This is a genomic window from Dakarella massiliensis, from assembly GCF_001182045.1.
In the GTDB taxonomy this organism is placed as follows: domain Bacteria; phylum Pseudomonadota; class Gammaproteobacteria; order Burkholderiales; family Burkholderiaceae_F; genus Mesosutterella; species Mesosutterella massiliensis.
The window spans coordinates 219,950-240,404 of record NZ_CVTY01000007.1; the positions used below are offsets into that span (position 1 = coordinate 219,950).

14 protein-coding genes are annotated in these 20,455 nt (G+C 56.6%); 10 read left to right on the top strand and 4 right to left on the bottom strand.

Features of this window, described 5'->3' with window-relative positions; genetic code table 11:
- Positions 1–48: 48 nt before the first annotated feature.
- Together BN1936_RS07370 and BN1936_RS07375 are read left to right on the top strand one after the other, a co-directional pair.
- Entirely contained in the window at positions 49–849 is an 801-nt protein-coding gene (locus BN1936_RS07370; protein ID WP_049687055.1) for an aspartate dehydrogenase domain-containing protein, read from the top strand.
- A gap of 26 nt (positions 850–875) precedes the next feature.
- Positions 876–1,526, top strand: coding sequence for a LysE family translocator (locus BN1936_RS07375; protein WP_022444609.1), 651 nt, complete (start codon positions 876–878; stop codon positions 1,524–1,526).
- Between the two features lie 9 nt (positions 1,527–1,535).
- On the opposite strand, the gene BN1936_RS07380 is transcribed toward BN1936_RS07375, so the two are convergent.
- Both BN1936_RS07380 and BN1936_RS07385 read right to left on the bottom strand, forming a co-directional pair.
- Positions 1,536–2,852 (bottom strand): sensor histidine kinase, encoded by a 1,317-nt coding sequence (locus BN1936_RS07380; protein WP_049687056.1) that lies wholly within the window; start codon positions 2,850–2,852, stop codon positions 1,536–1,538.
- A gap of 42 nt (positions 2,853–2,894) precedes the next feature.
- Entirely contained in the window at positions 2,895–3,599 is a 705-nt protein-coding gene (locus BN1936_RS07385; protein WP_022444612.1) for a response regulator transcription factor, read from the bottom strand.
- A 180-nt stretch (positions 3,600–3,779) separates the two neighbouring features.
- Here BN1936_RS07385 and BN1936_RS07390 point away from each other — a divergent pair, with 180 nt between their 5' ends.
- From BN1936_RS07390 to BN1936_RS07415, 6 genes are all read left to right on the top strand, one after another.
- A complete protein-coding gene (locus tag BN1936_RS07390) occupies positions 3,780–5,456 on the top strand; it encodes a phosphoethanolamine transferase (RefSeq protein ID WP_049687057.1) in 1,677 nt (558 codons plus the stop codon).
- A 74-nt stretch (positions 5,457–5,530) separates the two neighbouring features.
- The gene (locus BN1936_RS07395; RefSeq protein ID WP_049687058.1) at positions 5,531–6,736 is read left to right on the top strand and encodes an MFS transporter; all 1,206 of its coding nucleotides are present in this window, start codon (positions 5,531–5,533) and stop codon (positions 6,734–6,736) included.
- Positions 6,737–7,120: 384 nt separating this feature from the next.
- Positions 7,121–8,392 (top strand): efflux RND transporter periplasmic adaptor subunit, encoded by a 1,272-nt coding sequence (locus BN1936_RS07400; protein ID WP_198290756.1) that lies wholly within the window; start codon positions 7,121–7,123, stop codon positions 8,390–8,392.
- A gap of 18 nt (positions 8,393–8,410) precedes the next feature.
- Entirely contained in the window at positions 8,411–11,569 is a 3,159-nt protein-coding gene (locus BN1936_RS07405; RefSeq protein ID WP_022444616.1) for an efflux RND transporter permease subunit, read from the top strand.
- Positions 11,566–14,715, top strand: a complete 3,150-nt coding sequence (locus tag BN1936_RS07410) for an efflux RND transporter permease subunit (RefSeq protein WP_049687059.1) — start codon at positions 11,566–11,568, stop codon at positions 14,713–14,715. Before BN1936_RS07405 ends, BN1936_RS07410 begins: the two co-directional genes overlap by 4 nt.
- Before the next feature lie 12 nt (positions 14,716–14,727).
- Positions 14,728–16,185 (top strand): efflux transporter outer membrane subunit, encoded by a 1,458-nt coding sequence (locus BN1936_RS07415; protein ID WP_082164523.1) that lies wholly within the window; start codon positions 14,728–14,730, stop codon positions 16,183–16,185.
- A gap of 204 nt (positions 16,186–16,389) precedes the next feature.
- On the opposite strand, the gene BN1936_RS07420 is transcribed toward BN1936_RS07415, so the two are convergent.
- Complete coding sequence (locus BN1936_RS07420) at positions 16,390–17,307, bottom strand: universal stress protein (RefSeq protein WP_049687060.1); 918 nt, start codon at positions 17,305–17,307, stop codon at positions 16,390–16,392.
- 286 nt (positions 17,308–17,593) lie between these two features.
- On the opposite strand from BN1936_RS07420, the gene BN1936_RS07425 reads away from it, so the two are divergent.
- Together BN1936_RS07425 and BN1936_RS07430 are read left to right on the top strand one after the other, a co-directional pair.
- A complete protein-coding gene (locus BN1936_RS07425) occupies positions 17,594–18,406 on the top strand; it encodes a MetQ/NlpA family ABC transporter substrate-binding protein (protein WP_049687435.1) in 813 nt (270 codons plus the stop codon).
- Positions 18,407–18,692: 286 nt separating this feature from the next.
- Positions 18,693–19,319 carry a DUF6803 family protein gene (locus BN1936_RS07430; RefSeq protein WP_022444622.1) on the top strand — a complete coding sequence of 209 codons (627 nt, stop codon included), beginning with the start codon at positions 18,693–18,695 and terminating at the stop codon, positions 19,317–19,319.
- Between the two features lie 196 nt (positions 19,320–19,515).
- Here the strand turns inward: BN1936_RS07430 and BN1936_RS07435 are convergent, their stop codons facing one another.
- Positions 19,516–20,433: a universal stress protein gene (locus BN1936_RS07435; RefSeq protein ID WP_022444624.1), complete on the bottom strand. Its 918-nt coding sequence runs from the start codon at positions 20,431–20,433 to the stop codon at positions 19,516–19,518.
- Between the last annotated feature and the right edge of the window lie 22 nt (positions 20,434–20,455).

The following is a 20,455-nucleotide window of genomic DNA, read 5'->3' on the forward strand; positions in this document are numbered from 1 at the left end:
TCAGTTTCCGGCGAAGTCTTCTTTCTGTCTTCCGGGAGATTCCATCGTATGAAAACCATCGCGCTGATCGGCTGCGGAGCCCTATCTCACATTTTTGCCCGCAATCTGCTTCGGATTCTTCCCGGTGAATTCCGGATTACAGGCGTCATGGCGCGTCACGCCGGAAGCGCGGAATCCTTTGCGGAAACACTGGACTGCTGGTTTTTTACCGAGATTGATCCGCTTCTCGCTCTGAAGCCAGATTTTGTTATTGAATTCGCGGGCGGAGCCGCGGTCCGGGAGTATGGTGAAGCTGTTCTCAGGTCCGGTGCCAATTTCATACCCGCTTCTGTCGGCGCTCTGGCGGATCCGGGATTTTTTAATACGCTGAAAACAGCCGCGAAAGAATCGGGCTCAAAGCTCTTTATCCCTTCAGGCGCGATCGGCGGGCTGGACCTCATGCAGGTCTATGCCCTGAAAGGGGACGCCCGGGTCGAAATTGAGGACGTCAAAGCTCCGAGAAGTCTTGAAGGCGCTCCAGGGCTTAAAGGCCGCATTCCATCAGCAACCGCGGAAGAAGTTCTCTTTACCGGCACTGTCCGTGACGCTATTGCGGCTTTCCCGAAAAACGTCAACGTCGCAGTCACTGCCTCAATCGCGGCTGAGGCTCCGAACGCCCAGGTGACGGTAAGAAGCGTTCCGGGGCTTCGTGAAAATATTCACCGGATCAGCCTCTCAAACGGCCTTATGCATGCTGAGCTATCGATCGCGTCGAAACCGGATCCGGCGAATCCCAAGTCAAGTACCTCAGCAGCCTGGAGCGTGATCGCGCTGCTCAGGAATCTCGTGTCCGACGTTGTTTTCTTCTGACAAAAATTTTCCGGAGGCCCTGAATCTTGTCCCACACGCTGACGCTTTTCATCATTCTCAGCATCACAGTGGTCGCTTCTCCCGGTCCCGGGGTGCTTCTCACGGTGATGACGACCCTGGAGGAAGGCGGCCGGAAGCCCCCCTGGTGTATCGGAGGGCTGGCGTGCGGGACCTTTATCCTCGCCATGATTGCCGTAGGCGGGCTCGGGGCCATTCTTTCCGCCCGCCCCTCTTTATTTACATTTATTCAGGCGCTTGGCGCACTTTATCTTCTCTGGCTTGGTGTCAAAAGTTTCCGGAAGCCTGCGGTAGACCTGATGTCGCTTGCGGCAAAAAGCGATAAAAAGGAAACCGGAGCGTCTCCCGCGTCGATTTTTACCCGAGGCATTCTGCTTCAGCTAACGAATCCCGTCCTCATCATCTTTTTCTTCTCCATGTTCCCGCAGTTTATTGACCAGAGCGGGTCATTCTGGGGACAGTCCGTGCTGTTATCGCTCCTCTACGCGCTGACACTCGTCGTGATTCACGCCGGGTACGCGGCTGCCGCGGCGTATGCCCGACATCTTCTCACAGGGAAGCGAGGTCTCCTTTGGGTGAACCGTATCGGCGGATTCTTCTTCCTCGCTTTCGGCCTCTTTATGCTTGGGAAAATCATCGTCAGACTCATTTCCGGCTGAGTGTTTGCCTCAGAACGGGGTTTTCTTCTCCGCGAACGTAATGGTGAAGAGCGATCCCTTTCCCTCTTCACTTTCCACCGCGATCTTCCACCCCATGCGGGTACAGATACGGGAGACCAGTGAGAGCCCGATTCCGTGCCCCTGACCATGGGAGAGTTTTCCTCGGGTAAAGGGTAAAAAGATCTTTTCCATTTCGTCCTTTGGGATCCCGCAGCCCTCATCACTCACGGAAAACCGTGTGGGTTCTAGCGTGATCGTGATCGTCCCGCGGGTGGAATTTCTCACCGCGTTCCGCACAAGCTTGGAAAGCACACAGGAAGCGAAACTATCCGAAAGCCTCGGCGGAGGGGTACCGGACTGATCGTCAATCACCAAGCGGATTCCTTTCTGATGAGCCTCGGGCTCATCTTCCTCCTGAATCTCACGGGCAATATCGGGAAGGTATTTGATGTCGTTATCCGCGGCTTTGACATCCTTATCGCGCGCGAGAGCGAGAAGCACATGGATCAGTCGCTGCATTCGCTCTGCGGCAAGCGTGATTTTCGCGAGCTGCCGTTCCTGCTGCGGCGTAAGGTCGCCGATTTCCCGCATCAGCTCCGCTGTCGTGGAAACCACGGAAAGATGAGTCCGGAATTCATGCGAGAGATCTGAGGCAAAGAAACGCTCACTCTGAACGGTTTCATGGAGTTTCCGGAGGGATTCCTCACAGGTCTTCGCGAGATACCCAACTTCGTCATTGATCACTTCAACCGAGAGGGGGCGGAATTCCTTCTCTGACGCGCACCGCTGAACTTCGCGGGCTAGCTTCCTTACCGGCCGGACAACGGTGCCGCCAAGCAGCCAGGCCATCAGAATCGCAGCCATCACCGCGATAATGCCGAAAACCACGATAACCGCGACCAGCCGGTGCTCGACCTCTTCAAACTTAGTCTGATCCGTGGCAAGGATATAGGTCACACCGTGGCGCTGCATCCGGAAGACATAATCCGCCTGATGATCGTCCTCATACTCGGTGTAACCGCCAGGCAGGTTCTGAAACTCGGGAGGGATGGGATCAAGCTTTACCCCGTTCACGACGCTCGGTTCCGCGTAAAGCTTCTTATTCGGAAGGAGACGGGGAACTTTCCCATTCGCGATATCACTGTCGATATAACCGCGGAGTGAGTAGTACTGGTTCTCAGAAACCAGATGATCTTCCGTAAATTCAATAGCGTAGGAGAAGGCGGCAATGGATCCCGCTGTGAGCACAAAAGCGAGAACACCGATCACCAGCATCAGTCTCGCCTGAAGCCCCAGCCTCAGGAAAAAGCGTCCGATTCGTTTCATGCGGCTTCTCCTCTTCTTCAGACCTGCCGCGGCAGCTGAAATTTATTTGGCGTCTGACTTGGTGCCAGGCGTTTCCGCCGGCACAATTGACCAGCCAAACCCCGGATGCGTCTTGATCATCGGGGCAGCAAAGGGTTTATCCACCACGTTTCTGAGGAGCCAGAGATTTGAGCGAAGGCTGTCTGAATCCGGACGGTCTCCACCCCAGAGAGCTTTCTCGAGTTCGTCACGCGGCACGATGTTCGGGCTCTTTGACATCAGCACCCGAAGAATCTGAAAGCAGGCCGGGCTCAGGTGGAGCGTTTTCCCTTCACGTTCAGCAGACGCTGTGGAAAGATGGAGCACGAGGTCTCCAACCTTCAGATCCTTCACCACCTTTCCCTGACTGCGCCGCAGAATCGCTTCAACCCGGGCCGAGAGCTCACGGAGTGAAAAGGGTTTCACAAGATAATCATCCGCACCGCTCTGGAGACCCGCCACACGATCGTCCAGTTCGTCACGCGCGGTAAGCATCATGATAGGAAGAGAATAACCTTCGCTTCGGAGTTTCCGACACACTTCAATGCCATCCATCCCGGGGAGCCCGAGGTCAAGCAGCACGAGATCAAAAGCACCCGTGTGCACCTGGGCGACCGCCATCGGACCGGTTGAGGCCTCTTCCGCTTTCCAGCCTTTGGCTCTCAGGTATTCCGCGACGTTTGAGCGGATATCGTCGTTATCGTCTACAACCAGAATGTTTTCCTGCATGGCTCCGGTCCAATCATTCCTCCATCTAATAATACCGAGTTGACAGAGTTCGGTTAAAGCGGCGAGAGACACAAAAATCAAGAGTCTCAGTTGCAAATGTTTCGAATTGCAAGTATTTTGACCTTCATTTGACAGTCTGCAATGCAGACTCGTCACCGTCTAATATTAATAGGTTTCTCTATGTCCGTTCTGCATTCCCTTAAGAGCTTTGTCCGGTACTTCGTGACCGGAGCTACCGGTCTCGCGCTGATTGTCGCGGCCTGGTGGCTTACGGTGGACAGCTTTCCGTTCTGGAGAGTTGCGGCGGCGACGGGTACGAACCCGCTGTCGCTTGCCGGCGTGAAGTTCTACGCCTCGTCGTGGCTGGGGCTCTTTTTCCTCTTCTCGGCACTGGGCACGTTCCTCGCCGCGATCATGGACAGGCGGCTCTACAAAGCGCTGCTCATCATCCTCTCGCTGATCGGCGCGGGCGGCTTTGGTTTCTCGCTCCTTTACGGCGCGGTGATGTCGCCAGACATGCTTCGGAACGCCTTCGCGACGAATGTGGCCGAAACCCGTGATCTGATCTCGCCGGCGCTGATTTTCGCTTTCCTCTGCGCCGCAGTCCCGCCGATTCTCCTGATCTGGAAGTTCCCGCTGAAACCCGCGCCGTTTAAGGATCACGCGAAACGGTTCCTGGCGGCTATTGCGCTCATTATTTTCGGCATCGTTTCCCTGCTGGCAGATTTTCAGGGTTTCTCGTACTTCATCCGCGGTCAGAAGAGCGCACGTTATCTGCTGGCTCCGTTGAATATCGTCTACTCCGCCGTCAAAACACAGTTTTCGGATGAAGCTCCGGGTTCTGTCAAAGTCCGGACAATCGTGGATAAAACCCCGACACTGTCCCCCGCCCCTTCCGCGACCGAGCGTCCGCTCCTCGTCGTTGTGGTGACGGGGGAAACCGCCCGTGCGGCGAACTGGGGACTCGATGGCTATGACCGAGATACGACCCCGGAGCTCCGTAAGGAGGGCGTGGTGAATTACACCGACGCTTCTTCCTGCGGTACGAGTACCGACGTTTCTGTCCCCTGCATGTTCAGCCGGATTGGACGCGAAAACTACAACCGGAAGAAGATCATTACGGAAGAACCGCTTCCCGCGGTCCTGCAGCGCGCCGGTGTGAAGACGCTTTGGGTGGATAACCAGGGCGGCGACAAGGGGGCGAGCCAGGGAACTCCGTACACGGAACCCGTTAAATCTCTCCCGAAGGCTCTTCGCGATACCGTCTGTCCGAATGGCGAATGCTATGACGAAGGCATGGTTCCCTATATTGACCAGGAAAAACTGCAGCCTGGCACGGTGAATGCTCTCTTCTTCCACATGATGGGCAGCCACGGTCCGGCGTACGCCAAGCGCTATCCGGATAAGTTCAATAAGTGGGGACCGGTCTGCACGAATTCTGACCTCCGGTCCTGCGATCCGAAGTCGATCCGGAACGCCTATGACAATTCGATCCTCTACACGGATCACGTGCTGAGCTCCATGATCGACAAGCTGAAGGCGATGAAGGACGCGGATACCGCGCTGATCTATATGTCAGACCACGGCGAGAGCCTCGGCGAAAAGGGTCTTTTCCTCCACGGCGCTCCCTACGCGATCGCTCCGAGTGAACAGACACATATTCCGATGATCCTCTGGGTGTCGGATGGTCTCCGCTCCCGCCTTGGCATTGCGAAGGGGTGCCTTGAGGCCTGCGCGAAGAAACCGGTTTCGCATGACGACCTCTGGAGCACGGTTCTTGCTCTCACTCAGGTGAAGAGCTCGACCTACAACGCGAAGCAGGACATTACGGCTGCCTGCCGGAAGCCGTCGAAGTAAGCAAAAACCGGCTCTTAAAACCTTAAGTCCCCCTGGGTCCCGGCCCAGGGGTCTTCTTTTTGCAGGGCATAACAATGAAATTCTCAAAGCTCCCTCCCAAGACAGACCGCGCCAAAATCCCCCGCACGGTCTGGGCCCTCGGCTTCGTCTCGCTCTTTATGGATATTTCGTCTGAAATGATCCATGCGATTCTGCCGCTCTTCATGGCGGTCGGGCTTGGGGCATCAGCCACGGCAATCGGTATCACAGAAGGCGCGGCGGAATCTGTCGCGCTCATCATGAAGGTCTTTTCGGGTATGATCTCTGACCGTTTCGGTCACACGAAAGCACTCGTCTTTACGGGCTACGCGCTCGGCGTGATTTCGAAACCGTTCTTCGCCCTCTCAGACACCGTGCTTCAGGTCTTCTGCTGCCGGTTTGCTGACCGTATCGGGAAAGGCTTCCGCGGAGCGCCTCGTGACGCCCTGATTGCATCAGTCACTCCGAAGGACGTGATGGGAGCGAGTTTCGGACTTCGCCAGTCACTCGATTCCGCCGGTGCCTTTATCGGTCCGGCTATTGCCGCGCTGCTCATGTGGCTCACGTTTGATAACTACCGGCTCATTTTCTGGTGCGCCCTGATTCCGGGTCTGATCTGTCTTTCACTCATCATCTTTGAAGTGAAAGCGCCGGAACCGAAGAACGCTCACCGGACGAATCCGATTTCCCGCGAAGCTATGGGGCGGCTGTCGCCGGCCTTCTGGATGCTGATCGCGGCGGCAGCTGTTTTTTCCCTCGCCCGGTTCTCCAACGCTTTTATCGTGCTCCGCGCGGCCAATGTCGGAATCTCGGCCGCAATGGTGCCGCTCGTAATGGTGCTCATGAACGCGGTCTTCGCGTTTTCGTCCTATCCCTTCGGAAAAGCCGCGGACCGGATCCACCCGATCTGGCTCCTGACGCTCGGCATCGTTTTCCTCTTCGCCTCCCAGGTGATCCTCGCGCTGGCGTCATCACCCATTTGGGTTCTGGCTGCGGTGGTCCTCTGGGGTCTGCACCTCGGCGCAACTCAGGGCATTTTCTCCGTTTTCATCGCAAAACTCGCTCCTGAAGATCTCCGCGGCACGGCGTTCGGTCTCTATAACCTCGTGTCAGGAGGCGCTCTTCTGATCGCCGGTATCGGGGCCGGAGCGCTATGGGACACGCTCGGCGCTTCGGCGACCTTCTGGGCAGGTGCCTGTTTCACCGTCCTCTCTCTTCTATTCATGCTGATTCTTTCGCGCGGCCCGCTGAAAGACGTCTGAAACAGATTGCTTTAACCCCGCCCTGCCTGATATCAGGCAGGGCATTTTTCTGTTTTCTGATACAGAAACTCTCAATTCCCGGCATCTCCTTTTACCTTCGGTGCTCGTAGAATGGGCGTCACCCGCGGGCATGCAGGTAATTTTTGTAGTCCATCAGGTTCCGTCTGATTCCGGCCTGAGAGACACTCAGAAACTTTTCCGGGACTGACTATCGTTATGTTTGAGTCACCTCACCGGGAAGAAATGGTTTCTTTCCCTTACGCTCGCTTAACAGTTATTACTGGTATCTTTGTCCCATCCAGACTGGCGGAGATGGTGTATCCGGATCGCGCGAATTCATTTCTGGCCGCCTTCCCTGCCAAAAAACAGTTAAAAGGTCCTTCCATGAAACGCCGCAAACTCGTCTTCTCCGCCATTGCCATCCTTGCTGCCGCAGCAATCGGAGGCGGCGGATACCAGTACTGGAAGAATAAAAAATCGACCACCGCGCCGCAGCAGGCCGGTGGCCGCCGCGGCCGCCGGATGCCGACCTCGGTTCTGACAGTTCCCGCGAAGACCCAGAATGTTGATGTCTACGTTTCAGCTCTCGGTACAGTGACACCGGCGCAGAGCGTCAGCGTGATCAGCCAGGTGACTGGCCGTCTCACCCAGATATTCTTCAAGGAAGGTCAGTATGTGAAGCGGGGCGCGCTTCTCGCGAAGGTTGATACCCGAGGATACGAAGCAAACACCGAGCAGTACCGCGGTACTCTTGCGCAAAGCGAAGCTCAGCTTGCGAATGCCCGGCAGGTGCTCTCCCGGTATCAGAAGCTTTACGCACAGAATTCCATTTCAAAGCAGGACTACGACGCTCAGGCCGCCCTTGTCAAACAGTATGAAGGCGCGGTTCGGGCGGCAAAAGGCCAGATTTCAGGCGCTCAGGTTTCAGTGGGCTATGGCCGTATCACTGCTCCGATTTCTGGCTTTATCGGTCTCCGGGGTGTGGATATCGGAAACCTCGTGGGACCGAGCGACTCAACTGCCATCGCGACCATTACCCAGACCCGTCCGATTTCAGTCGAATTTTCCATTCCTCAGGCTAACCTCTCAGATGTTGTAACGCCGATCCGGGCGGGGAAATCGCTGCGCGTCGAGGTTTACGACCAAAGCGGCTCAACACAGATTGCTCAAAGCACGGTAAAAACGGTAGGCAATTCCATCGATACCACGACCGGTACAGTGAAGCTGAAGGCTGATTTCCCGAATACGGATGACAAACTTTTCCCGAATCAGTTCGTCAATGTGAAACTCATCACAAACGTGCTTGAAAACGCCGTCGTTGTGCCGACTGCCGCTGTTCAGACGAGCACGACCGGACAGTTTGTCTTCACGGTTGACAGTGACTCTGTCGCCCACCGGACCCCGATCAAAATGGGGCCTGACGCCGGAAATGGTTTCACCGCGATTCTTTCAGGCCTCAAGGCGGGCGACCCCGTGATTACATCAGGTGTCGATTCCGCGACGGATGGCGGAAAAGTCAACGTTGTGAAGCCTGCCGCGGCAAACGGCTCTGATGGAGCAAAACCGCGGCGGAGAAAACCGTCTGCCGCAGGATCTGATGCCGCCGCGTCACCCGCAGCTTCTGCTCCCGCCTCGTCCGCCGCCTCTCATTCCTAAAGCGCTGAAGGCCACCAAATGAACCTTTCGCGACTCTTTATTTCCCGCCCGATCGCGACACTCCTTCTGATGATCGCGCTTGTCGTCGCGGGCGCGCTTGGATACCGATACCTCTCCATTTCTGCTCTGCCGGAAGTGGATTATCCGGTGATCCAGGTGACGACACAGTTCCCGGGTGCCGGTCCTCAGGTGATGACTTCCGGTGTCACCGCGCCGCTTGAGCGTCAGCTCGGCCAGATGTCTGGGCTGAATCAGATGTACTCCGTGACCTCCGGCGGCAATTCGGTGATCACGCTGAAATTCAACCTCAATCTCAGCCTCGATGTGGCGGAACAGGAAGTTCAGGCCGCAATCAACGCGGCTGACGCACTGCTTCCCAGCGATCTTCCGAATAAGCCGACCTATAAGAAGGTGAATCCGGCGGATACCCCGATTCTGACTATCGCAGCGACTTCAGACACCCTCCCCCTCACCAAAGTCCAGGATCTGATCAACACCCGCGCCGCGCTGAAGCTCTCCCAGATTTCAGGGGTTGGCCTTGTGAGCCTTGCGGGCGGCCAGCAGCAGGCTGTCCGCATCCGCGCGAATCCGGTAAAGCTCGCTTCTGCCGGTCTCGCGCTCTCGGACATCAATACCGCGATCAATAACGCGAACGTCAATGGCAGCAAGGGTGGCTTCGACGGCCCAGAGCGGAGTGTCACGATTGACGCGAACGACCAGCTGAAGTCGATTGAGGACTATCAGAACCTCGTCATCAAGTATTCGAACGGAAACGCGCTGCGTCTGAAGGATGTGGCTGACGTTGAACTCGCGCCGCAGGATGAGTATCAGGAAGCGTTCGCGAACGGTAAACCCGCCATCATCATCAATATTCAGCGTCAGCCTGGCACGAATGTTGTGAATATCGCGGATGACATCAAGGCAGCGCTCCCCGCCATTCAGGAGTCGCTCCCGGGGTCCGTGAAACTCACGATTCTCGCTGACCGTACGCAGTCGATCCGCGCGTCAATCGATGATGTCCAGACGGAACTGCTGATCGCTATCGGCCTCGTGATCGCGGTCTCGTTCCTCTTCCTTCGGACGCCGACCGCGACACTCATTCCGAGTCTCGCGGTGCCGCTCTCGATTGTCGGCACTTTCGCCGTGATGTATCTCGCCGGTTTCTCACTCAATAACCTCACGCTGATGGCGCTCACCATCGCGACGGGCTTCGTGATTGACGACGCGATCGTGGTGGTGGAAAACATCCAGCGTCATATTGATGACGGCATGAAGCCGCTTGACGCGGCTCTTCTGGGATTAAAGGAAATCGGCTTCACGATTGTGTCGCTCACCTTCTCCCTTATTGCCGTGCTGATTCCGCTTCTCTTCATGGGAGACGTGGTCGGGCGTCTGTTCCGAGAATTCTCGATCACCCTCGCGGTGTCGATCCTCGTCTCGATGGTGGTGTCGCTCACCCTCACCCCGATGCTTTCCGCTTATCTACTGAAGCATATTCCGGAAGAGAAGCATAGCCGCATCACTCAGGATTTCGGCAAGGCCTTTAACTGGCTTCTCAATCTCTATGAGCGCTGTCTTAAGGTCGTACTGAATCATCAGGTCGCGACCCTCTTCGTGGCAATCGGCACGCTTTTCGTCACCGCTCTTCTCTGGATCTGGGTTCTTTCGGGATTCTTCCCCGCGCAGGACACGGGCTTCATTCAGGGCATCACCCGGGCACCTGCTGATATTTCATTCTCTGAAATGGCGAAGCGCCAGGGAGAGCTTGCTGCTCTGATTCAGAAAGATCCCGGCGTTCAGTCCGTGAGCTCGATCGTTGGTGTTGATGCTGTCAACAACAATTCCCTCAACACGGGCCGTCTCCAGATCACACTGAAACCTTTCGGTGAGCGTGACAGCGCGGACGCCATCATTTCCCGACTGGAAGCCGATGCGGCGAAGGTCCCCGGCATTCACCTCTACGCGATCAAGAACCAGGATCTGAAGGTGGATGATCAGGTCACGCCATCCGAGTACCAGCTGACTCTCAACACGACTGATCAGGCGGAACTTGAAAAATGGGTTCCGATCTTCACGCAGGCGCTTTCGAAACGCCCGGAGCTTAAGGATGTTGTGACGAACCTCATGGGGAACGCCCGCATCGCCTATGTCGATATCGACCGCGAGGCCGCGGCCCGCTATGGACTCACTGCGGATGATGTCGATACGGCGCTTTATAACGCCTTCGGCCAGCGGCTGATCTCTACGATTTACACGCAGTCAAACCAGTACCGCGTCGTGCTTGAGGTAGGTAAGCAGTTCCGGGATGATCTCAATGCTTTCTCGCATATCTATCTGAAGAGCGGTACGGCGACGACAACCAGCTCGACGTCCTCCGATTCTGCCGCACCCGCGTCGAGCACCATGGTGCCGCTGACCAGCATCATCCGGGTGACCGAGCAGCTGGGACCCTCTGGCTACGCCCGTCTCTCACAGACGCCGGCTGCAACGGTTTCCTTCAATATCCGGGACGGCTATTCGCTTGATGACGCAAAGAAAGCGATTGAAGACGTGAAGACTCTGATCAAGCTTCCGATCACGATGAACCTGAAGCCACAGGGGTCGCTCTCGGCGTACGAAAACGCGAACGCCAATACTCTCTGGCTCATTTTCGCGGCCGTCATGGTGGTGTACCTCGTGCTCGGCATTCTCTATGAAAGCTGGATTCACCCTGTCACCGTCATTTCGACGCTACCGTCTGCCGCTATCGGCGCGCTCCTTGCGCTGAAGCTCACTGGAACGGAATTCACGCTGATCGCGCTTATCGGCATCATTCTTCTGATCGGCATTGTGAAGAAGAACGCCATCATGATGATTGACTTCGCTCTTGCCGGAGAACGCGCGGGAAAGACACCGTTTGATGCCATTTACAGCGCCTGTCTGCTGAGGTTCCGTCCGATCATGATGACGACCTTCGCGGCGCTCCTCGGCAACGTTCCTCTGATGCTTGCCACGGGCAGCGGCGCTGAGCTGCGTCGTCCGATGGGCCTTGTGATTGTGGGCGGTCTGATCTTCAGTCAGCTCGTCACGCTTTTCACAACCCCGGTGATTTACCTCTGGTTTGAGCGGCTCGCGTCGCACTTCAGGAAGGGAAAGGCGCTTGAGCCCGAACCCGCCCTCGAGGAGGAAAAACCGTGAACATCTCAAGGATCTTCATCCTGAGACCGATCGCGACGCTCCTTCTCTCGATCGCTCTCACCGTGGTCGGAGCGGTTTCCTTCCAGTTTCTGCCGGTCGCTCCGATCCCCACGGTCGATATGCCTGTGATTTTTGTGCAGGCATCGCTTGCCGCCGCGTCTCCTGAAACAATGGCCGCAACCGTCGCGACACCGCTTGAGCGCGCGATGGGGCAGATCGCCGGCATTACGGAACTGACGTCCGTCTCATCCCAGGGATCGACTCACGTCATTATCCAGTTCGATATGTCGCGTGACGTCGATGGCGCGGCGCGTGACGTTCAGGCTGCCATCAATGCGGCGCGCAGCCTCCTTCCCTCCGCGATGAAGACGCTTCCGACTTATCACAAAGCGAATCCGTCTTCAGCGCCGATTATGATGCTTGCTATGACGTCTGACCGGCTGAACCGCGGTCAGCTGTACGACCTCGCAAGCTCAAAACTGCAGCAGCGAATCGCTCAGGTGCAGGGTGTCGGTCAGGTTTCAATCCGCGGCGGTGCTTTGCCGGCAGTCCGTATCGACCTGAAGCCACGGCTTCTTGAAAGCTATGGAATCCCGCTTGATACCGTCCGGAAGGCGGTTGACAGCGCGACATCCAACTCCCCGCGCGGCCTTCTTTCCGGGAAGGCCAGCACCTGGTGGATTGAGGCGAACGGTCAGCTCACGCAGGCGAGCCAGTATCGGGACCTCATCGTGACCTATAAGAACGGGGTTCCGGTGAGACTGAAGGACGTCGCTAACGTCTACGACTCGATTCAGGACAAGTACTCTTCCGGTTACTTCAATTCGAAGCCTTCGGTTTCCATCTCCATCACCCGTCAGGCGGGCGCGAACATGCTGGAGACCATCGATTCAGTCAAGGCTCTGATGCCGGAACTGAATTCCATGCTGCCGGCGGGAACGAAACTCACGCTCGCGATTGACCGCTCGAGCACGGTACGCGACGCACTCCAGGAAACCGAGAAGACCCTGCTCTTCTCGATCCTCCTCGTGATCGTGGTGGTCTATGTATTCCTGAGGCGGGGCCGCGCAACGCTGATTCCTGCAGTCGCTCTTCCGATCTCACTGGTCGGTACATTCAGCGCGATGTATTTCCTCGGCTACAGTCTGGACGCTCTCTCCATGATGGCGCTCATTATCTGTACAGGCTTTGTGGTGGATGACGCAATTGTGGTGGTGGAAAACATCAGCCGCCATATCGAGGAAGGAATGACACCGATGCAGGCCGCGCTGAAAGGCAGCCACGAAATCGGGTTCACGATTCTTTCCATGACTTCGTCCCTGATCGCGGTTTTCATCCCTCTGCTTCTCATGGGAGGCGTTGTCGGAAAGCTCTTCCGGGAATTCGCGGTGACGCTTTCTGTCGCACTCGCGATTTCGATGTTTGTGTCGCTCACACTGACACCGATGCTCTGCAGCCGTCTTTTCAGGAAAGACGCTCCGAAACCCCATCGGATGCCGAACGGCCGCCGCTGGCCCCAAACTGTGGTGCTTGACTGGATCTCTTCCGGTCTCAGGAAACTTCACACGGCCTATGTCGCGAGTCTCGGCACCGTGATGAAACACAAACTCCTCACGATGGTGATCCTTCTCCTCACTATCGTCGGAAACGTTTTCCTCTACATTACGATCGACAAGGGTCTTTTTCCGGATCAGGATACCGGCATTCTCTTCGGTATGGTTCGGGCTGATCAGCAGACAAGCTTTACGCAGATGGATCCGAAGATTCTGCGTCTGAGCAAAATGCTGGAAAAGGATCCTGCCATCGAATACGTCCTCGCCTCCACGGGCGGCGGCGGATTCGGATCGCGGAACACCGGACAGTTCTTTATCCAGCTGAAGCCGCTCGATCAGCGGACCGAGACAGCCTCGCAGGTCGCGAACCGGCTTTTCGCACTCTCCAAGCGGATGCCAGGTACGTCGCTCTTTCTGATGCCGGTTCAGGATTTCCGGACCGGCGGCCGGAGCGCGAACGCGACTTATCAGTACAGTATTCAGAGTGACGATCTCGCGACACTGCGTCAGTGGAGCACGCCGATTTACAAGGCACTCTCGAAACTTCCTGAACTCACAAGCGTGGACAGCGACGCGGAAACCGGCGGCTCTGAAGTAAAGGTGATCGTGGACCGGGAAGCCGCGACCCGCTACGGTCTCAATGCCCGGGAAATCGACACTTTCCTGAATGACGCCTTCGCGCAGCGCCAGATCGCGACGCAGTACAAGATGCTGAATCAGTACTACAGCGTGATTGGACTCGACAGCTCGTGGACTCAGGATCCGAGTGTCCTCACCCGGCTTTTCGTGGTGACATCTGCCGGAAAGCAGATCCCGGTCTCGAATTTCGCGCACATTGAATATTCGACTACGCCGCTTTCGGTTGACCATGAGGATCAGACCGCGACAACGACCATCGCCTTCAATCTGGCAGACGGCGTTTCACTCGACACCGCCAAGGCCGCAATTGACCGCACGATGGCGTCCCTCGGTCTCCCGGACTCAGTTTACGGAAGTTTCGCCGGAACTGCCGCCACATTCCAGAAAACCATGGGGCAGATTCCGCTTCTCATCCTGACCGCGATCCTCGTGATCTACATTCTGCTGGGCATCCTGTATGAGAGCTGGATCCATCCGATTACGATTCTCTCGACACTGCCCTCCGCCGGCATCGGTGCTCTGCTCCTGATGGAAATCACCGGCACACAGTTCACCGTGATTGCGTTCATCGGTATTCTTCTACTTATCGGCATTGTGAAGAAGAACGCCATCCTGATGGTGGACTTCGCGATTGCCGCGGAGCGGGAAGGACGGACACCGGAAGAAGCCATTATTGAAGCCTGCCGGAAGCGTTTCCGCCCGATTCTGATGACGTCCTGCGCGGCGTTCTTCGGCGCGGTGCCGCTTCTCCTTCAGACCGGCAGCAACGCATCCTTCCATCGCCCGCTCGGCATCGCGATCTGCGGCGGTCTTGTGGTGAGTCAGGTTCTGACGCTTTACACCACCCCTGTGGTTTACGTTTATCTTGACCGGTTTGGTTCCTGGGCCAAACGACTCTGGAGACGGTTCTTCAAAGGGAACGGAACGGCTGCTGCCGTCACCGCCGGAAAGTAAGAGGAAAGAAACATGAAGAAGACTTTTGAAAGTACCCAGACCGCCGTACGGACACCGCTGAAACTCGCGGCGGCCGCTGCAGCTGCCCTCCTCATCCTTTCCGGATGCGCAGTCGGCCCGAACTACACCCGGCCGTCCGCCGTGAGCCAGATGCCCGCGCAGTTCAAGGAGGCTCCTGCCGGCTGGAAATCCGCCACGCCGAATGACGCCGCTCTTAAGGGAGACTGGTGGACGATGTATGACGATCCGGTGCTGAACAGCCTTGAATCGCAGGTCGAAATCAATAATCAGAACGTCGCGCAGTATGCCCAGAAGTATCTGCAGGCTGTCGCTCTGGTGGCCCAGTCGGACGCCGCTCTTTATCCGTCCATTACGGCCGGCGCGTCCGGATCCCGCGGAAGGACTGCCGGTGTCACCAAGAACACCATTAGTTTCCAGGGGAACTTCTCCTGGGAACCGGATCTCTGGGGAAAACTCCGCCGGGCCCGAACCGCCGATGAAGCGAGCGCCGAAGCTTCCGCCGCGGATCTCGCGAATGCCCGCCTTTCCGCTCAGGCAAGCCTCGCCGAAGACTATTTCACGCTTCGCGTTCTGGACCGCCGCATCGCGGTTTATGGCGAAACGATCAAGGTTTATCAGATGAATGTCGAAACGCTGAGGAATCAGTACGAAAGCGGTCAGATCGCGAAATCTGACCTGACGTCCGCTGAGCAGTCGCTTTACTCGGCAGAAGCATCGCGTGACGCCCTGAAGTCCTCCCGGGCTCAGTATGAACACGCGATCGCGGTCCTGATCGGCAAAGCTCCGGCGAACTTTACGCTCCTTCCTAAGGACACGGCACTGCCTTCTGTTCCGGCAATTCCGGCAGCCATTCCGAGTACGCTTCTTGAACGGCGTCCGGATATCGCGTCCGCAGAGCGTTCTGTCGCCGCAGCCAATGAAAAAATCGGCATCGCAATCGCGGGCTACTACCCGGATATCACCCTTTCAGGATCCGGCGGCTGGAGCGGCGGACATTTCTCTCAGCTGATCAGCGCGGATCATCTCCTCTGGTCACTTGGTGCGTCAGCCGCGCAGACAATCTTCGACGCGGGTTCCACTCGGGCCAAGGTTGCTCAGGCCCGCGCGGCTTATGAGCAATCTGTCGCTGCTTACCGTCAGACTGTGCTCGAGGCATTCCAGACGACAGAAGACGCGCTCTCCTCACAGGCAAGCCTTGCCTCTCAGGTGGCGAACACCCGGAAATCCCTTTCCGCGGCGACTGAGACCGCTTCCATTCTGATGAATCGCTATAAAGCCGGGATGATTGATTACACGAACGTTTCCTCATCCAAAGCCACAAGGCTTTCAAGTGAACAGTCGCTGCTGTCACTCCAGTCGCAGGAACTTGTGAGCAGTGTCGAACTCATCAAGGCGCTGGGAGGCGGCTGGAAGGGACTGGATCCTTCGCATAAGACCGTTAATCCGTAACACCGGTTTTTAATATCCGCGCCGCCAGGCTTACCCCCTGGCGGCTTATTTTTGGTCTGTAGAAAAGCCTGTCCTCCTTAGAGACTCTTTCGTTTTAAGTTTTTATTTAAGTGGTTATTTTACTCTACCTTGGTATTTATCAGTAACCAAAGTCAAAAAAATTCCCGGACCCCGGGAATTTTCTCCTGAAACAGCCGATTCTTATCAGACACCCTGTGGCGCGTCGCTGCCCTCACGGATAATCAGAAGCGGCACGTTTCCCTCGGCAGCCACATGCGTCGCAACCGACCCCATCACGGCGCTCTTGAAGTTTGTATAGCCGTGGGATCCCATCACGAGAAGATCAAGATGCTTATCTTCGACGTAATCAGAAATTTCGTCCCGCGGATCACCCGTCAGCATCACTTCTTTCACCTTCAGGCCATTCTCTTTGAAGATCGGCCGTACCTGGTTCATCGCGGCTTCAAAGTCTTCCTTTTCAAGCCGTTCGAAGTCATCGTCTGACAGCTGCTTCCCGTCGACCGCGGCGATCACCGAATACTTCGCGTCCCGCATATCGGACACCACATTGATCACCTGGAATTCCGCCCCCGGCCCGAAAAGGTCCGGATTTTCAGCTACATATCGTGCCGCGGCAACCCCGTATGAGGAGCCGTCAATCGCGATCCCGACCGTGAGGTCTTCCTTCGCCGGCGTTTCCTTCCCCCGGAGAATCAGCATCGGGGTCGTGGTCTGCGCGAGAACTCCTGTGGTCACTGAACCCATGAAAAGTCCCTGATAAGCGCTTAGTCCCCGGGATCCCATAATGATGAGATCAGGCTGGAACTCTGCAGCCTCTTCGGCAATCGTGTCGGCAGGAACACCGACCTTCACTTTTTCACGCGCGGTCATGCCCTCGGACTTGAAGATCTTCCGGATAGGAATAAACGTGTTTTCGGCCTCCTTCGCGGTGTGCTCATCGAGCGTTTCCCGCGAGAACAGTTTCTGCAGGAACGTGGGAGGAGTCTGAACATTAAGGAGCTCAATATCGGGATGCTTCCCGAGGAGCGACGCCCGGGTAGCCACAAAATCAATCGCTGAACGGCTGTAAACGCTGCCGTCGACCGGAAGAAGAATCTTCATAAAAACCCCGTTTCTTTGAAAAGCGCGAGGACGCTGTCCTTGATTGTGTTCCATTAATTATATCTTTGCTTTGCAGGAACGCTGTCAGGGCGCGGCTTTGGCACCGCCGGTATTACTGTTTTTGATCCTCCACAGAAATTTCCGCAGGCCTCTTTGGTAATACCTCACGGAGCACAGGATTCCCGGATCATCTTTTTTTTCTCTCAGGTACAACTGTTCTCACGGGGCGCGGCTATGAGGGCCGCCACCCCTTGAAAACAAAATCAAGTTCTGGAGAAATACTATGCTGAATCGCCGTTCCCTCTTCGCAGCCCTTGCCGCTGCCGCTCTTTCGACTCCGTTCTTTGCCTCCGGCGCCCTCGCCGCCTCCTCCACCCCCGTGATCCGTGTCGGCATCAACCCGGGCGGACAGGCCGAGATTATGGAAGTCGTGAAGAAGAACGCCGAGAAGCTCGGTCTCCAGATCAAGGTGTTCGAGTTCAGCGATTACATCGCTCCGAATGTGGCGCTCGACACAGGTGACATCGATATCAACAGCTTCCAGCATCAGCCCTACCTTGACCGTCAGATCAAGGATCGTCACTACAAGATTGAGAGCGTCGCGAAGACCATTATTTCGCCTCTCGTCTTCTTCTCGAATAAGGGCTACAAGAGCTTCAAGGACATTCCGAACGGCTCCAAGATCGCCATTCCGAATGACGCCACGAACGAAGGCCGCGCGCTTCTGATCCTTCAGAACGCGGGCTACATCAAGCTCCGCCCGGGTTCCGGTCTCCAGGCGACGCCGCTTGATATCACTTCGAACCCGAAGAAGCTGAAGTTTGTCGAAATTGAGGCGCCGCAGCTTCCCCGCGCGCTGCCTGATGTGGCGGCTGCCGCCGTGAACGGCACCTATGCCCGCCCGGCCGGTCTCTCGATCGCGAAGCAGGGTGTTCTCGTTGAGAGCGCCAAGGGTTCCGCCTATGCCAATGTTCTCGTCGTCCGTACGGCTGACAAAAATAAGCCCTGGGTGAAGACCTCCATCAAGGCCTATCACCAGCCGAACGTGAAGGCGTTCATCGAAAAACGGTTCGGGGATTCCACCTTCCCGGCCTGGTAAGTTTCTGCAGTTTGTCTCTGTCTTTTCTCTCCGTATTTTTTGAGCCCGGTTCCCCCGGGCTCTTTTTTTCTGCCCTGAGACAAATGTAACGAAGTGATTCTCACCCCCTGCATTTCTCGCAAGGACACAAAAATGAGCAGAAAATAGCGCCTTCTGCGGGGGACGCCTGACCAATCAGTTTCAGCCATCCATACCCGCAGGCTATCACTCACTTTTCAATCTCCGAGGCGCTGTCCGCTATCGATGAACCCCGCCCAATCGGAGAAAAAGCCAGAAGGACAACATTATGTCAATGACCGCCTATATGGCGCTGCTCGCTGCCAATCAGCCGTGGAATCTGATTCTCTTCATGGTGATCCCGGTCGCGTGCGCGGAAACCATCGTCGCCAGCGAATTCTTTGTTCTCTACGGGAAAGCTACCCACGGTGACGCTGCCCAGTCGACGTTCGCCGAGAAGCTCACGAAGTACCTCGGTTTCTTCCTCGCGATTTATTACGCCTGCCTCGTCGTGTATCTCCTCGTCGCGGTCGTTCCGGGAATTGAGTGGCAGGGTCCGATTGACATCCTCGCGATCGCGTTCTTCTTCCTCGCCTTTATTCCGGCGGTTCTGATTGCCCTCTCCGGCCGTCACCTGAGCGTGAAGCAGATCAAGCATCACTTCATCTGGCTCATCAGCTACCTCATCATCGCCCACCTCGCGATGGTGTTCGGCATGCTCGATCCCGCTCTCACGGGCGACGCGCATCCGATGCATGACCACGCCGCCATGGAAATGAATTCCGGCTCCCCGATGCAGATGGATCCGGCTTCCGGACGTATGGATATGGGCCCATCAAACGCCGCCCCGATGCAGCAGGAACCGAATACCCAGGGGCTGACGCCGCTGCGTCTCAGCCCGCGTCTGACGGAATGACCTCCGTCTCCGCCTCTTCCCCCGCTGCCGCCATGCCGATGGGATCCTCCCCGGCAGACATGCAGGGGCATGATCACATGCATATGCAGCACTGATAGGAAAGATTCACGCCGAAAGCTTTCTTCGGCGGACAGGCAACACAAAGGGAGCGGCTTTCAGGGCCGCTCCCTTTTCTTATTCCGGATCAGAAATCCGCTCAGGGACGATCGCCGAGACGGGCAGCCGTACGGATCACCATCACCGGAATCGTGGTGGCGGCGAGAACATGAGCTGCAACGGATCCCAGCACCGCGGACTCAAACTTGTTGTATCCGTGAGACCCCATAATGAGGAGGTCAAACTGCTGCGCTTTCGCGAATTCCGAAATCTGTTCCGCGGGGTTCCCGTGCAGACAAACTTCCTTCACCGGCACATCCGCTTCCTGGAAGATCGGGCGGATCGAACGCATGGCTTCATCAAACTCCTCAGCCTCGAGTTTCTCCGCTTCGTCCCCCGTCAGGCGGCCTTCCGTCATGGCGTAAAGCATCGAGTAGTCGTGACCCGAATAGTCATTCACCACCGTGAAGACCGTAAAGGGATTCCCCGGCCCGAAGAGATGGCGGTGCCGGACAACATATCGGGCAGCTGCCTCGCTGTAGGCTGAACCGTCAACCGCGAGCCCGATTTTCAGTTCTTTTCCTTCCGGAGCCTTGTCACCCCGGAGAATCAGAATCGGCACACGGGTGCGGGCAAGCACTCCCGTCGTTACGGAGCCGAGCAGCATCTCGGCGATCCGGCCGCGGCCGCGGCTTCCCATGACGATCAGATCCGGATGAATCTTATCGGCTTCTTCCGCGATCATTTCCGCGGGATTGCCGACTGCGGTCCGTTCACGGACCGAAATCCCGGCCATGGACAGCTTCTTGCGGGCTTCGCCGAAAGCCTTCTCCTCTGCCGCATGGTAATACTCATCGATCTTTGCCTGACCGAGAAGCGCGCTCCGGTTTGAGAACGGGGTCTGAACGTTAAAGAGCGTGACTTCGGGATTTTCGCCGAGGAGCGACGCGCGGCTCGCCACAAAACTCACCGCATGGTCGCTGAGCGGGCTGTTATCGACTGGCAATAGGATCTTCATAGTGATTCATCCTGAGGTTAGA

What these genes read in the sequence shown, in the direction of transcription:
- BN1936_RS07385 (WP_022444612.1), bottom strand. Translation starts at nt 3,599, where the DNA reads ATGCAGGAAAACATTCTGGTTGTAGACGATAACGACGATATCCGCTCA.
- BN1936_RS07395 (WP_049687058.1), top strand. Translation starts at nt 5,531, where the DNA reads ATGAAATTCTCAAAGCTCCCTCCCAAGACAGACCGCGCCAAAATCCCC.
- BN1936_RS07405 (WP_022444616.1), top strand. Translation starts at nt 8,411, where the DNA reads ATGAACCTTTCGCGACTCTTTATTTCCCGCCCGATCGCGACACTCCTT.
- BN1936_RS07370 (WP_049687055.1), top strand. Translation starts at nt 49, where the DNA reads ATGAAAACCATCGCGCTGATCGGCTGCGGAGCCCTATCTCACATTTTT.
- BN1936_RS07390 (WP_049687057.1), top strand. Translation starts at nt 3,780, where the DNA reads ATGTCCGTTCTGCATTCCCTTAAGAGCTTTGTCCGGTACTTCGTGACC.
- BN1936_RS07420 (WP_049687060.1), bottom strand. Translation starts at nt 17,307, where the DNA reads ATGAAGATTCTTCTTCCGGTCGACGGCAGCGTTTACAGCCGTTCAGCG.
- BN1936_RS07430 (WP_022444622.1), top strand. Translation starts at nt 18,693, where the DNA reads ATGTCAATGACCGCCTATATGGCGCTGCTCGCTGCCAATCAGCCGTGG.
- BN1936_RS07400 (WP_198290756.1), top strand. Translation starts at nt 7,121, where the DNA reads ATGAAACGCCGCAAACTCGTCTTCTCCGCCATTGCCATCCTTGCTGCC.
- BN1936_RS07380 (WP_049687056.1), bottom strand. Translation starts at nt 2,852, where the DNA reads ATGAAACGAATCGGACGCTTTTTCCTGAGGCTGGGGCTTCAGGCGAGA.
- BN1936_RS07415 (WP_082164523.1), top strand. Translation starts at nt 14,728, where the DNA reads ATGAAGAAGACTTTTGAAAGTACCCAGACCGCCGTACGGACACCGCTG.
- BN1936_RS07435 (WP_022444624.1), bottom strand. Translation starts at nt 20,433, where the DNA reads ATGAAGATCCTATTGCCAGTCGATAACAGCCCGCTCAGCGACCATGCG.